The 13,301-nt window shown below is 72.0% G+C and carries 11 protein-coding genes; 5 read left to right on the forward strand and 6 right to left on the reverse strand.

Annotated elements, in window-relative coordinates; translation table 11 throughout:
- Nucleotides 1-6 precede the first annotated feature (6 nt).
- Nucleotides 7-684 (reverse strand): response regulator, encoded by a 678-nt coding sequence (locus AC27IY_RS26395; RefSeq protein ID WP_364452376.1) that lies wholly within the window; start codon nt 682-684, stop codon nt 7-9.
- Nucleotides 681-2,186, reverse strand: a complete 1,506-nt coding sequence (locus tag AC27IY_RS26400) for a sensor histidine kinase (RefSeq protein WP_423448560.1) — start codon at nt 2,184-2,186, stop codon at nt 681-683. Before AC27IY_RS26400 ends, AC27IY_RS26395 begins: the two co-directional genes overlap by 4 nt.
- Nucleotides 2,187-2,311: 125 nt before the next feature.
- Here AC27IY_RS26400 and AC27IY_RS26405 point away from each other — a divergent pair, with 125 nt between their 5' ends.
- Nucleotides 2,312-3,652, forward strand: a complete 1,341-nt coding sequence (locus tag AC27IY_RS26405; protein ID WP_487179483.1) for a cation:dicarboxylate symporter family transporter — start codon at nt 2,312-2,314, stop codon at nt 3,650-3,652.
- 6 nt (nt 3,653-3,658) lie between these two features.
- On the opposite strand, the gene AC27IY_RS26410 is transcribed toward AC27IY_RS26405, so the two are convergent.
- Entirely contained in the window at nt 3,659-4,822 is a 1,164-nt protein-coding gene (locus AC27IY_RS26410; RefSeq protein ID WP_487179484.1) for a DUF418 domain-containing protein, read from the reverse strand.
- 87 nt (nt 4,823-4,909) lie between these two features.
- Between AC27IY_RS26410 and AC27IY_RS26415 the strand changes: the two genes are divergently transcribed.
- A complete protein-coding gene (locus AC27IY_RS26415; protein WP_423470600.1) occupies nt 4,910-5,509 on the forward strand; it encodes a TetR/AcrR family transcriptional regulator in 600 nt (199 codons plus the stop codon).
- Nucleotides 5,510-5,570: 61 nt separating this feature from the next.
- Here AC27IY_RS26415 and AC27IY_RS26420 read toward each other — a convergent pair whose 3' ends face one another.
- From AC27IY_RS26420 to AC27IY_RS26430, 3 genes are all read right to left on the reverse strand, one after another.
- Nucleotides 5,571-6,389, reverse strand: coding sequence for an SAM-dependent methyltransferase (locus tag AC27IY_RS26420; protein WP_371247136.1), 819 nt, complete (start codon nt 6,387-6,389; stop codon nt 5,571-5,573).
- A 32-nt stretch (nt 6,390-6,421) separates the two neighbouring features.
- Nucleotides 6,422-7,777 carry a sensor histidine kinase gene (locus AC27IY_RS26425; protein WP_487179486.1) on the reverse strand — a complete coding sequence of 452 codons (1,356 nt, stop codon included), beginning with the start codon at nt 7,775-7,777 and terminating at the stop codon, nt 6,422-6,424.
- A gap of 71 nt (nt 7,778-7,848) precedes the next feature.
- Nucleotides 7,849-9,366, reverse strand: a complete 1,518-nt coding sequence (locus AC27IY_RS26430) for a glycoside hydrolase family 13 protein (RefSeq protein WP_344215142.1) — start codon at nt 9,364-9,366, stop codon at nt 7,849-7,851.
- 248 nt (nt 9,367-9,614) lie between these two features.
- On the opposite strand from AC27IY_RS26430, the gene AC27IY_RS26435 reads away from it, so the two are divergent.
- From AC27IY_RS26435 to AC27IY_RS26445, 3 genes are read left to right on the forward strand one after another with little or no spacing between them, the layout of a single operon-like run.
- On the forward strand, nt 9,615-10,886 hold the full coding sequence (locus AC27IY_RS26435; protein WP_364452358.1) for a sugar ABC transporter substrate-binding protein: 1,272 nt from the start codon (nt 9,615-9,617) through the stop codon (nt 10,884-10,886).
- A gap of 4 nt (nt 10,887-10,890) precedes the next feature.
- Nucleotides 10,891-12,465, forward strand: coding sequence for an ABC transporter permease subunit (locus AC27IY_RS26440; RefSeq protein WP_487179488.1), 1,575 nt, complete (start codon nt 10,891-10,893; stop codon nt 12,463-12,465).
- A complete protein-coding gene (locus AC27IY_RS26445; protein WP_344215136.1) occupies nt 12,462-13,301 on the forward strand; it encodes a sugar ABC transporter permease in 840 nt (279 codons plus the stop codon). The genes AC27IY_RS26440 and AC27IY_RS26445 overlap by 4 nt, the downstream gene beginning before the upstream one ends.

A 13,301-nucleotide genomic window follows, 5' to 3' on the forward strand; every position in this document is an offset into this window, starting at 1 on the left:
CCGTCATTAACGCTCCATGGGGATCCGGTAGAGCAACTCTGGCCGGCCCACTCCGCCGTACTGCGGCATGCGGACCGCCGTACCCAGCTCGACCAGGTGTTCCAGGTAGCGGCGGGCGGTCACGCGGGACACCCCGATGGCGTCGGCCACCGCCTGGGCGGCCATGCCGCCCGGCCGCGCGCGCAGCTCGGCCGCGACCGCGTCCAGGGTGTCCCTGGACAGCCCCTTGGGCAGGTCGGAGCTGCCGCGCAGGGCGCCGAGCACGCGGTCCACGTCGCCCTGGCCGGCCGCGACCCCGGCCTCGTCCTTGAACCGGGCGTAGCGGGTGAGCTTCTCCTGCAGCGTGGCGTACGTGAACGGCTTGAGCAGGTACTGCGAGACGCCGAGCGACACCGCCGAGCGCACCATCGCCAGGTCGCGGGCCGAGGTGACGGCGATGACGTCGCACATCAGGCCGCCCGCCCTGATGGCCCGCACCACCTCCAGCCCGTGCAGGTCCGGCAGGTACAGGTCGAGCAGGACGAGGTCCACCGGGCGGCGGCGCAGGAAACGCAGCGCCTCGCCGCCGGAGCGGGCCACCCCGGCCACCGTGAAGCCGGGCACCCGCTCGACGTAGACGCGGTTGGCCTCGGCGGTGATCTCCTCGTCCTCGACGACCAGGACGGAGATGGCGGCGCGGGTCATCGGACGCGCTCCGGGATCGGCAGCCGCACGGTGAACGCGGACCCGCGCACCTCGATCTCCCCGCCGAGCCGCCGCACCGCCTGCCCGACCAGCGCCAGGCCGAGGCCGCGGCCGTCGCCCTTCGTGGTCCAGCCCCTGGCGAAGGCGGCCGGGCCGGTGAGCCCCGGGCCGTCGTCGGAGACCTGGATGACGGCCCGGCCGCCGTCGGAGCCGAGCCGCACCTCGACGCGGGTGCCGGCGTCGATGGCGTTGTCGATGAGGTTGCCCGCGATGGTGACCAGCGCGCGCGGGTCCAGGCCCCAGTCGTCCAGCGGCTCGTCCTCGCCGCCCTCGTTCGTGATCACCAGCTCGACGCCGCGCTCGGCGGCCTCGGCGCTCTTGCCGAGCAGCAGCGCCGCGAGCACCGGCTCGCGGACCGCGCCCATCACCCGGTCGGTCAGCTCCTGCGCCGCGCGCAGCTCGGCGGTGCCGAGCGCGACGGCCTCCTCGGTACGGCCCAGCTCGACCAGTGTGATCACGGTGTGCAGCCGGTTGGCGGCCTCGTGCGCGGCCGAGCGCAGCGACTCGGCGAAGCCGCGCTCGGCGTCGAGCTGGCCGGTCAGCGCCTGCAGCTCGGTCGTGTCGCGTACGGTCACCACCCGGCCGAGCCGGCTCGCGGCGCTGTTGACCGCGAGGACCCGCTCGCCGACCAGGTGGACCCGCTCCTCGCCGGCGGCCGTCAGCTCGGTGAGGCCCAGCTCGTCCACGTGCCGGCCCTCGGCGCCGGCGGGCAGGCCGAGCAGCAGCCGGGCGGCGTCGTTGCACAGCGTCAGCCGGCCGTCGCCGCCGACCAGCAGCAGGCCCTCGCGCACGGCGTGCAGGACCGCGTCGTGGTGCTCGTGGATGCGGCCCAGCTCCACCGGGCCGAGCCCGTGCGTCTGGCGGCGCAGCCGGGCGGTCACCAGCCACGTGCCGGCCGCGCCCAGCCCGAGCGCGAGCGCCACGATGAAGCCGCCCCAGCCGAGCTGGCCGCGCAGCATGGCGCTGATCCTGTCCACCTTGATCCCCGCGCTGACCAGGGCCACCACCCGGCCGTCCGACAGGACGGGGGTGACGGCCCGCTCGGAGGGGCCGAGGGTGCCGGTGTAGGTCTCGGTGAACGTCTCGCCGCGCAGCGCCGGGCCGGTGTTGCCGAGGAAGCGCCGGCCGATCTCGGAGCGGTGGGGATGGCTGAGCCGGGTGCCGTCCGGCCGCATGATGGTGATGAAGTCGACGCCCGTGCTGAGCCGCACCCGCTCGGCGAACGGCTGCAGCCGCGCGCTCGGGTCGGGGTCGCCCAGGGCGTCGGCGACCTCGGGGGCGGCGGCCACGCTGACCGCCACGGCCGTGGCCCGGTGCCCGGCGTCGTCGGTGAGCAGCCGGTGCGCCTGCACCAGGGCGAGCACGGCGCAGCCCGTCGCGGTGACCGCGACCACGAGCAGTTGCAGGACCAGCATCTGGCCCGCCAGGCTCCAGCGACGCATGGTGAAGACACCTTTTTCCGGCATTAGTCGTGAACGTAACTTACTTAATGGTGACCTGGGTCACGTACGCCGCGCATAGTCGCACCACTGGAACGTCCGTCCGCAGTGGCTGGAGACAACCCCCCATGCGCGATCGCACACGCTATCTGTACCTGGCCGTCATCGCGGCGGTCCTGCTCGGGATCCTGGTCGGGTTCGTCTGGCCGGAGGCCGGTCAGGCGCTCAAACCCCTCGGCACCGGGTTCGTCGCCCTCATCAAGATGCTGATCGGGCCGATCATCTTCTGCACCATCGTGCTCGGCGTCGGCTCGGTGAGCCAGGCCGCCAAGGTCGGCAAGGTCGGCGGCCTCGCCCTCGGCTACTTCATCGTGATGTCCACGGTGGCCCTGCTCATCGGCCTGCTCGTGGGCAACGTCATCCACCCGGGCGAGGGGCTGCGGCTCACCGACACCGCCCGGCAGGCGGCCGAGGCGGAGGCGGCCAAGGGCGCCGAGAGCGGCACCGTCGACTTCGTGCTCGGCATCATCCCCGACACGCTGCTGTCGTCGCTGACCTCGGGGTCGGTGCTGCAGGCGCTGCTGGTGGCGCTGCTGACCGGCTTCGCGCTCCAGGCGATGCGGGAGAGGGGCAAGCCGATCCTGCGCGGCATCGAGCACCTGCAGCGGCTCGTCTTCCGCATCCTCGCCATGGTCATGTGGGCCGCGCCCGTGGGCGCGTTCGGCGCGATCGCGGCCGTCGTGGGCGCCACCGGCATCGAGGCGCTCAAGAGCCTCGCGATCATCATGATCGCCTTCTACACCACCTGCGTGCTCTTCGTCGGCCTGGTGCTCGGCCCGCTGCTGTGGCTGGTCGCCCGGGTCAACCTGTGGTCGCTGCTGCGCTATCTCGGCCGCGAGTTCCTGCTGATCCTCTCGACGTCCTCCTCGGAGACCGCGCTGCCGCGGCTCATCGCCAAGATGGAGCACCTCGGCGTGAGCCGGACCGTCGCGGGCATCACGGTCCCGACCGGCTACTCCTTCAACCTCGACGGCACCGCCATCTACCTCACCATGGCCACGCTGTTCATCGCCACCGCGACCGGCTCGCCGCTGGAGCTCGGCGAGCAGGTGGCGCTGCTGCTGTTCATGATGATCGCCTCGAAGGGCGCGGCGGGCGTGACGGGCGCGGGGCTCGCCACCCTGGCCGGCGGCCTGCAGGCGCACCGGCCCGAGCTGGTGGACGGCGTCGGCCTCATCGTGGGCATCGACCGCTTCATGTCCGAGGCGCGGGCGCTCACCAACTTCGCGGGCAACGCCGTGGCGACGGTCCTCGTGGGCACCTGGACCGGCGACTTCGACCGGGAGCGCGCCGGCGAGGTGCTGGCCGGGCGGGCCCCGTTCGACGAGTCCACCCTGATCGACGAGGACGAGTCCCCCGGGGAGCGTCCCGAGCCCGACGCCGGGGAGCGGGAGATGGCCCGCGCCTGACCCGCGTCAGCGGCGGCCGTAGGTGAGACGCCGGAGCAGCGCCTCCGCCGGACCCCTCCGGCCGCCCGCGGACAGCACGGCGGCGAGGACCACCGTGGCGAGCCAGGTCAGCACGGCGACGCCGGACGCGGCGGCGTCGCCGACGCGGGTGCCGAGCCCGCCGAAGTACGGCGCGAACACCGCCACGAAGATCACCGACTGCAGCAGGTAACAGGTGAGCGACCACTGGCCGCACGCGGACAACGCCCTGACGGCCACGCCGGGCCGCACGCGGGAGGCGACCAGGCCGATGACGGCCGCGTACGCCAGCCCGCCCGCGATGCCGCTCAGACTGTGCAGCACGTACGCCGCCACCGCCACCGCATCGGACGCCGCCCACACCCGCGTGTCGATCAGCGTCAACGGCACCCCTCCCGCGACCGCCAGCCCGGTGCCCAGGGTCGCCACCCGGGAGAGCAGGTCCCGGTGCGCCAGCGGGTCCTCCAGCAGGCGGCGCCTCGCGGCCCAGACGCCGAACAGGAACGCCGGCACCACGCCCACGGCGAAGTACGTGGGCGTCATCCCGGACCAGCCGATCAGCCGCATCATCGTCGCCTCGACCGGGTCGGCCATGGCGGCCGGGGTGTCGCCCTTGGGCCCGGAGATCGTGAGCAGGCCGAAGGCGGCCATGACCACGGCGTGCGCGACGAGCCCGGCGAAGGCGGCGCGCAGCACGGTGCGGTCCTCGCGCAGGACGAAGCCGGCGAGGACGAGCCCCACCAGCCCGTACGCCCCCAGGATGTCCCCGAAGAACAGCAGCAGCGCGTGGCAGAACCCGAAGGCCAGCAGCCACAGGCTCCGGCGGCGCAGCACCGCGCGCACCCGGGACGGGCTCCGGCCGGCGGCGAGCTGCCGGTGCGCGAGCTGGACCAGGCCGTAGCCGAACAGCGCGGCGAACATGGGCAGGGCGCGCCCGTCCACCAGCAGGATCTGGACCCCGGCGACGAGGCGGTCCAGCGTGCCCCCGTCGAGGGCGTAGCCGCGGAAGCCCACGGGGTGGCCCCCCAGGTACATGTGCGCGTGGGCCAGCGCGATCAGCAGCAGCATCAGCCCGCGGGCCAGGTCGGGCGCGAGAGCCCGGCGCGTGACGGGAGTGGCTCCCTGGACGGGCAGCGGCGGAGCGACGGACATGGGTGTCCCCTCAGTAATTAGCTACACGACTGTATCTAATGATGATGAAGGTAAGCTACACCCGTGTAGCTGAGCAAGGGGGCGATGATGGGCGACCACAGCGGGCGGACGCGCCGGCGTGGCGAGGAGTTGCTCAAGGCCATCCACGACGCCGTGCTGGAGGAGGTGCTGGAGGTCGGCGTGGCACGGCTGACCATGGACGGCATCGGCCGGCGGGCGGCGACGCCGCGCACGACGCTGTACCGCCGCTGGTCCAGCCCCGTCGAGGTGCTTCTGGACGCGCTCTACCACCAGCATCCGGTGGAGGAGCCGGCCCCGGGGGCGGACGATCTGCGCGGCGACCTGATCAGGGCGCTGCGCCTCATGACGGAGTGGGCGTTCAGCAGGGCGGGCCGGGCGGTGGCCGCCATCCTCACCGACCCGAAGAGCGCGGAGCTGATGTCGGAGGCGCTGCACGAGCGGGTCTTCGCCGGCCGTGGCGGCACGTTCACGCTCACGGTGCTGCGGCACTACGCCGACCGGGGCCACTTCAGCGCCGAGCTGATCACCCCGGTCGTGGCCGACATCGGCGAGGCGCTGGTGACCAAGCACCTGCTCGACAGAGGCGCCCCGCCCACCGACGAGACGCTTGAGGCGATCGTCGACCAGGCCATCCTGCCCGCCGTCGGGTTCGGCCCGCGGGCCTAGAGCGCCGGACCGGCTCCCAGCCGCCGGCCGCGAGCCGGTCGGGCGCTCGTGGAGGGACTTCTCAGCGCGGCTTGCGGGCGATGCCCGCGTACCCCATGCGGGCCGTCTCCTCGTCCACGATCGTCGGGTGCGCGGGGTCGGCGAACGGCCACACGGCCGGTCCGAGCCCGTTGGCGAGACCCGGCGGGATCAGCTCGAAGTCGCCGAAGAAGGTCTCGATCTCCTTGCCCGGCCGCGGCGTGAACGGCATCCCCGACTGACGGTAGAACCCGGCGATGCGGGCGGCCCGCTCGGTCGCCACGTCGTTGCCCATGTGGGAGATGGCGAGGTAGCTGCCCGGCGCCAGCGCCTCCCGGTAGGCGGCCACGAAGCCCTGCGGGTCCTCCTCGTCCGGCACGAAGTGCAGGATGAACATCATGAGCACGGCCACGGGCCGGGAGAAGTCGAGCAGGCCGCGCACCTCGGGGTCGGACAGGATCTCCTCCGGCCGGCGCACGTCGCCCAGCACCATCGCCACCCGGTTGGGGTCGGCGAGCAGCGCCCGGCCGTGCGTGGCCACCACGGGGTCGTTGTCGACGTAGACCACGCGGGCCTCGGGAACGATCCGGTGGGCGACCTCGTGCACGTTCTCCTGGGTCGGCAGGCCCGAGCCCAGGTCGAGGAACTGCGTGATGCCCTGCTCGCACAGGTAGCGGACCATGCGGCCGATGAACGCGCGGTTCTCCCTGGTGCCGTCGCGGACCTCGGGCATGACGCCGAGCACCATGTCGCCGAGGTCGCGGTCGGCCTTGAAGTTGTCCTTGCCGCCCAGGAAGTAGTCGTACATGCGGGCCGCGTTGGGGATGCGGGGATCTACGCCCTGCGGCGCCTGCTCCGTCATGAACCAATGATCCACTATCGGAACGGTAGAAATCACGTAGCCGCCGGAAGTCTCAGGACGAACCGGGCACCGCCCGGGAAGTCCTCCGCGCGGATCTGGCCGCCGTGCGCGAGCGCCACGTCGCGGGCGATGGCGAGGCCGAGGCCGGTGCCGCCGGCGTCGCGGCTGCGGGAGGCGTCCAGCCGGGTGAAGCGCTCGAAGATGCGCTCGCGCTCGGCCTCGGGGATCTCCTGGCCGTCGTTCTCCACCGACAGCACCGCCAGGCCGTTCTTGCGGGTCACCCGCACCTGGACGTGGGTCTCGGCGTGCCGCTGGGCGTTGTCCAGCAGGTTCGTCAGCACGCGGGCGAGCTGCAGCCGCACGCCGTCCACCTCGACGCCGGCGGCCAGGTCGGCGTGGACCGGCAGTTTGTCGCTGCGCCGGCCCAGCTCCTGGCGCACCAGGACGGCCAGGTCCACCCGTTCCTTGGCCGCGTCCACCTGGGAGCCGATCCTGGCCAGCAGGAGCAGGTCGGTGATGATGGCCTCCAGCCGGTCGGTGTCGCGCAGGGCGCTTTTCACCAGCGACCGCAGGTCGGTGTCGTCCGGGTAGAGCTGGGCGCTCTCCAGCTGGGCGCGCAGCCCGGCGATCGGGGTGCGCAGCTCGTGGGAGGCGTCGGAGGCGAACTGGCGCTGCTGCTCGGCGGAACGTTCCAGGCGGGTCAGCGTGCCGTTGATCGAGCGGGCGAGCTGGGCCACCTCGTCCTCGCCCGGCGGCTCGCTGACGCGGCTGCTGAGGTCGCCGGTGTGCACCGCGTCGAGCTGCGCGCGCATGGTGGCCACCGGGCGCAGCGCCCGCCCGGTGATCAGCCAGGTCGCCCACCCGGCCAGCGCGACCAGCACCGCGACCTCGGCGAAGACGATGAACTCCAGGGTGCGCGTGCCCAGCACGTCCGGGGTGCTGCGCCCGGCGAGGACGACGGGCGAGTCGGGGGAGACGTTCACCTGGATCGCCGACAGGTGCACGCACTCGGTCGGCAGGCAGTTGAACACGTCGATCTCGGGGTCCTGCCGCGTGGGGCGCAGGTCGGTGAGCGGCGGCAGGGCGCGGGCGGCGTCGCTGGTGGCGATGATCCGTTCGTCGGCGCCGATGACCTGGATGAGGTCGACCGACGGGTCGGGCAGCGGGATGGTGGAGCCCTGGGGCAGGCTGCCGGAGCGCATCTCGTACGCCACCCGCTGGGCGGTGTGGCGGGTGTCGGCGAAGACGGACGACTCGACCAGCGTGCGGGCGAGGACGACGGCCGCGACGCCCATGGGCAGGAGCACGAGGGCCGCCACGATCGTGGCGATCAGGGTCACCCGTCCCCGCAGGGACCTGCCCCAGATCGACCGGAACACCGCCGACATCCCACGACATTACCGAGCGTCACGACTCGCAGATGCCGCGAGAGGGGAAAGATCCCCCAAAGCATCAGCTATCAATCGTCGGTGCCGGAGCCGGAGCGCTGGATCCAGACGGCGGTGTCGGGCGGGATCGACCCGTCGGCCGCCAGCGGGCCGCTGGACAGCAGCACCTCGCCCGCGACGCCCGGCGGCACGGGACGCTCGCCGGTGTTGAGCACCACCACCAGGCCGGGGTCCCGCTCGACGGCCAGGACGTCCTCGGGGGAGTCCAGCCAGGACAGCGTGCCGCCGCCGAGCGCCGGATGCCGCCTGCGCAGGCGCAGCGCGGCCCGGTAGAGGTTGAGCGTCGAGCCGGGGTCGTCCTCCTGGGCCTCGGCCGACAGCGCCGTCCACTCCGCCGGGATCGGCAGCCACGGGTCGCGCCAGCCGCAGCCGGGCTCGGCGGTCCACGGGATCGGCACCCGGCAGCCGTCGCGGCTCTCGCCCCGGCGCAGGAAGGCCGGGTCCTGGCGCAGCTCGTCCGGCAGGTCGAGGACCTCGGGCAGGCCCAGCTCCTCGCCGTTGTAGAGGTAGGCCGAGCCGGGCAGAGCCAGCATGAGCAGGGTGGCCGCGCGGGCGCGGGCCAGGCTCCCGTGGCGGGTGACGTGGCGCGGCTTGTCGTGGTTGGACAGCACCCAGGTGGTGGGCGCGCCGACCAGCTCGGCCTCGGCCAGCGACTTCTCGATGACCGTACGGAACGACTTGGCGTGGAAGTCGGCCATCATGAACTCGAAGTTGAACGCCTGGTGCAGCTCGTCCGGGCCGATGTAGCGGGCCAGGCGCTCGGGGGAGGAGACCCACGCCTCGGCCACCGCCATCCGGCCGCCCGGGTAGGAGTCGAGGATCGGCCGCCACTCGCGGTAGATGTCGTGCACGCCGTCCTGGTCGAAGTAGGGCACCTGCTCGTCGCCGAGCATCTCGGCCTGCGGGCCGTCCTTCGCCCCGACGTCCGGCAGGCCGGCGGCCTTGATCATGCCGTGCGCCACGTCCACGCGGAAGCCGTCCACGCCGCGCTCCAGCCAGAAGCGCAGGATGTCGCGGAACTCGGCGCGCACCTCGGGGTTGTCCCAGTTGAGGTCGGGCTGCTCGGGCGCGAACAGGTGGAGGTACCACTGGCCGTCCTCGACCTGCGTCCACGCCGGGCCGCCGAAGATCGACTCCCAGTCGTTGGGCTCGTCGCGGAAGATGTAGCGGTCGCGCAGGCCGGCCTGGAACCAGGGGTGCCGGTCGGAGGAGTGGTTCGGCACCAGGTCCACGATGACCCTGATGCCCTTGCCGTGGGCCTCGGCGACGAGCGCGTCGAAGTCGGCGAGCGTGCCGAAGCGCGGGTCCACGTCGCGGTAGTCGGCCACGTCGTAGCCGCCGTCGGCGAGGGGCGAGGTGTAGAACGGGCTGAGCCAGATCGCGTCCACGCCGAGGCTCGCGAGGTAGTCCAGGCGGCCGCGCACGCCCTGGAGGTCACCGGTGCCGTCGCCGTTCGCGTCGGCGAAGCTTCGCGGATAGACCTGGTACACGACGGCGTCCCGCCACCAGTCGTCGTTGCCGAGCAGCATGGTGTTCCTTCCCCCGGGGGACCGAGTGGTCCTGTGATGTTCTGGTGAAGGATGTCCTGATCGTCGCTTCTGGGTCAAGCGTAACTTTCCGCAAGTTGCAGAAGCGACGTGCGGGTTTGGTAACGCTCTTTCGCAAGACCTTCCAATTCTTGCAAAGAGCCGCTAACTTCCTGGAAACGTTCGGGCTTTCCCTCCGCGGCGGCGCGCCATCAGCGCGCCGCTGCTTCTGCGTGACCTCAGGAGGTCTCATGCGCAAGCGTGCTCTGGGTGTGGCCGCCCTCGCGACCCTCGCCCTCGCCGCCACGGGCTGCGGCGGCGCAGAGCCGGCCGCCCCCACCGCCTCGTCCGGCGCGTCCGCCCCTGCCACGGCGGCCGCGGGCGGCGGCACGCTCGTCATCTGGGCCGACCCCAGCCGGGTCCAGCCGCTGCAGCCCTTCGCCGAGGCCTTCGGCAAGGAGAACGGCGTGAAGGTGGAGGTCAAGGAGATCTCCAAGGACAACCAGACGACCTTCCTCACCGCCTCCCAGCAGGGCAGCGGCCCCGACATCATGATCGGCGCGCACGACTGGATCGGCAACCTGGTGCAGAACGGCGCCATCGACCCGATCACGCTGACCGAGGAGCAGAAGGGCGCCTTCTCCGCCAAGGCCCTGCAGGCCGTCACCTTCAACGGCCAGATCTACGGCGCCCCCTACGCCGTGGAGAACATCGCCCTCATCCGCAACACCAAGCTCGCCCCCGACGCGCCCGCCAGCATCGAGGACCTGATCGCCCAGGGCAAGAAGCTCAAGGCGGACGGCAAGGTCAAGGAGGTGCTCTGCCTGCCGGTCGGCCAGAAGGGCGACGCCTTCCACGTCTACCCGATCTTCGCCTCGGCCGGCGGCGCGCTGTTCGGCGCCACCTCCACCGGCGACCCCGACCCCAAGACGGTGCTGCTCGGCTCGCCGGACTCGGTCAAGGCGTTCGAGAAGCTCAAGGACCTCGGCGAGAAGGGCGACGGCGCGCTGCGCACGTCGATCACCAACGAGAACTACATCGTCAACTTCGCCGGCGGCAAGTGCGCCTACCTCGTCTCCGGCCCGTGGGCGATCGCCGACGTCAAGAAGGCCGGCGTCTCCTACGACATCAGCCCCGTCCCTGCGTTCAAGGACGGCAAGCCCGCCACCCCGTTCGTCGGCGTCCAGACCTTCTTCGTCGCCTCCAAGGGCAAGAGCAAGGCCCTGGCCCAGGAGTTCGTCGCCAACTACGTGACCAACGTGGACGTCGCCATGGCGCTCTACAAGGCCGACCCGCGGCCCCCGGCGCTGTCGGCCGCGCTCCAGCAGGTCCAGGCCGAGGACCCGGACGCCGTGAAGTTCATGGACGCCGGCAAGGACGGCATGCCGATGCCCGCCATCCCCGAGATGGCCGCCATCTGGGAGCCGTTCGGCATCGCCGAGAACGCGGCGGTCAAGGGCGGCGACGCGGCCGAGGCCGCGGCGGCCGCGCAGAAGGCCGTCGACGGCGCGCTCAAGAACTGACGCCGTGGCACTCGACGTGCGCGAGAGCGGGCGGGCGGCGGGGACGCCGCCCGCCCGGCCCCGCAGGGAGATCACCACGGCGTTCGTGGTGAGCCGGATCGCGGTGCTCGCCGTGACCGCCGCGATCCTGCTGTACGCCGTTCCGCCGCTGGTCGCCACCGAGTCGTGGGCCGCGCTCGTGGTGCTGTGCGCCGCCGCCGCGGGCATCGCCCTGCTCTACCTGACCCGGCGCTTCGTCCCGGCGAAGTACCTCGTCCCCGGCACCGTCTTCCTCGTCGCCTTCCAGGTGTTCCCCGTCGTCTACACGGCGACCACCGCGTTCACCAACTTCGGCGACGGGCACCGGGGCAGCAAGGCCGAGGCGGTCACCGCCATCGAGACCGGCTCGGTGCGCCAGGCCCCCGGCTCTCCCGAGTACGCCCTGACCCCCGCCCTGCGCGGCGAGGAGCTGGTGTTCCTGCTGGTCGACCCGAAGACCAAGCAGGTCTCGCTCGGCACCGCCGACGGGCTGACCCCGCTGACCGGGGCCGAGCTCGGCATCACCGGCAAGGTCGTCTCCGCTCCCGGCCTGACCGTGCTCAAGGCCCCCGAGGCCGCCGCCCGCGCCGCCGAGGTCTCCGCCCTCGCCGTGCCCACGTCCGGCGGCCTGATCAAGGCCAACGGGCTCAGCCGGGCCGTCGAGGGCCGGGCCGCGCTCGTGTACGACGAGGCGTGCGACTGCGTACGCGGCGACGGCGGCCCCTGGACGGCCGACGAGGACCAGGGCTACTTCGTCAACGCCAAGGGCGAGCACCTGGCGCAGGGCTGGCAGGTGAACGTCGGATTCGCCAACTTCGCCCGCGCGCTGACCGACCCCACCATCTCCGGCTACTTCCTGGGCGTGCTCGGCTGGAACGCGGTCTTCGCGCTGGCCTCGGTGCTCGGCACGTTCGGCCTCGGCATGGCGGTCGCGCTGGCGCTGCACCACCCGCGCATGCGCGGCACCCGGTTCTACCGGATCGCGCTGATCCTGCCGTACGCGATGCCGGCCTTCGCCATGCTGCTGGTCTGGCGGGACATGTTCAACCGCGACTTCGGCCTGGTCAACCAGCTTCTCGGCGTGCACGTGGACTGGCTCGGCGAGCCCGTGACCGCCCGGTTCGCGGTGATCCTGGTCAACCTGTGGCTCGGCTTCCCGTACATGTTCCTCGTCACGACCGGCGCGCTGCAGGCCATCCCGCGCGAGCTGACCGAGGCGGCGGCCATCGACGGGGCGACCCCGTGGCGGGCCTTCCGGCGGGTGACGCTGCCGCTGCTGCTGGTCGCGCTGACGCCGCTGCTGATCTCGTCGTTCGCGTTCAACTTCAACAACTTCAACGCCATCGCGCTCACCACCGAGGGCGGGCCGTTCCCGGCCGCGAGCCCGCAGGTCGGCGCCACCGACCTGCTCATCACCTACACCTTCCGGCTGGCCTTCGGCGCGGCCGGGGCGCAGTTCGGGTTCGCCGCGGCCATCTCGGTGTTCATCTTCGCGATCGTGGCGCTCGTCTCGGCGGTGGCCTTCCGGCGCACCCGCAAGCAGGAGGAGGTCTACGCGTGAAGCTCGCCCTCAGGCACGTGTTCGTGCTCGTCGTCTGCGCGTTCGCGCTGTTCCCCATCCTGTTCGTGGTGTCGGCGGCGATCAACCCGCTGGGCACGCTGGCCTCGACCGACCTGCTGCCGTCCGGCGCCGGCGTGACGAACTTCGTGAACCTGCTCACCTCGGACACCTATCCGTTCGGGCGCTGGTTCTTCAACTCGGTGTTCATCGCGCTGGCCTCGTCGTTCGCGAGCCTGCTGCTGTCGATGTTCGCCGCCTACGCCTTCAGCCGCATGCGCTTCGCGGGCCGCCGGGCCGGGCTGCTGGCGCTGCTGCTCATCCAGATGTTCCCGCAGTTCCTGGCCATCGTGACGATCTTCATGATCTTCACCGAGGTCACCGAGCTCTACCCGGCGTTCGGCTTCAACACGGCGTGGGGCCTGCTGCTGCTCTACCTCGGCGGCGCGCTCGGCGTGAACACCTGGCTGATGAAGGGCTTCCTCGACACCGTGCCGAAGGAGCTCGACGAGGCCGCCACCGTGGACGGCGCCACGCACGCGCAGATCTTCTGGCGGATCATCATGCCGCTGGTCACCCCGATCCTCGCGGTCACCGCGCTGCTGGCCTTCATCGGCACGATGAGCGAGTTCCTCATGGCCAACGTGTTCCTGCGCGACCCCGGCAGCAAGACCCTCTCGGTCGGCATGTACGGCATGATCGCCGGCGACCACCGCAACGCGAACTTCGGCATGTTCGCCGCGGGCACGCTGCTGACCGCCGTTCCGACCGTCGGTGTGTTCCTCTGGTTGCAGAAGTACATCGTCTCCGGCCTGACCGCCGGCGCAGTCAAGGGATAA

It is taken from the genome of Nonomuraea sp. B208 (assembly GCF_057536035.1).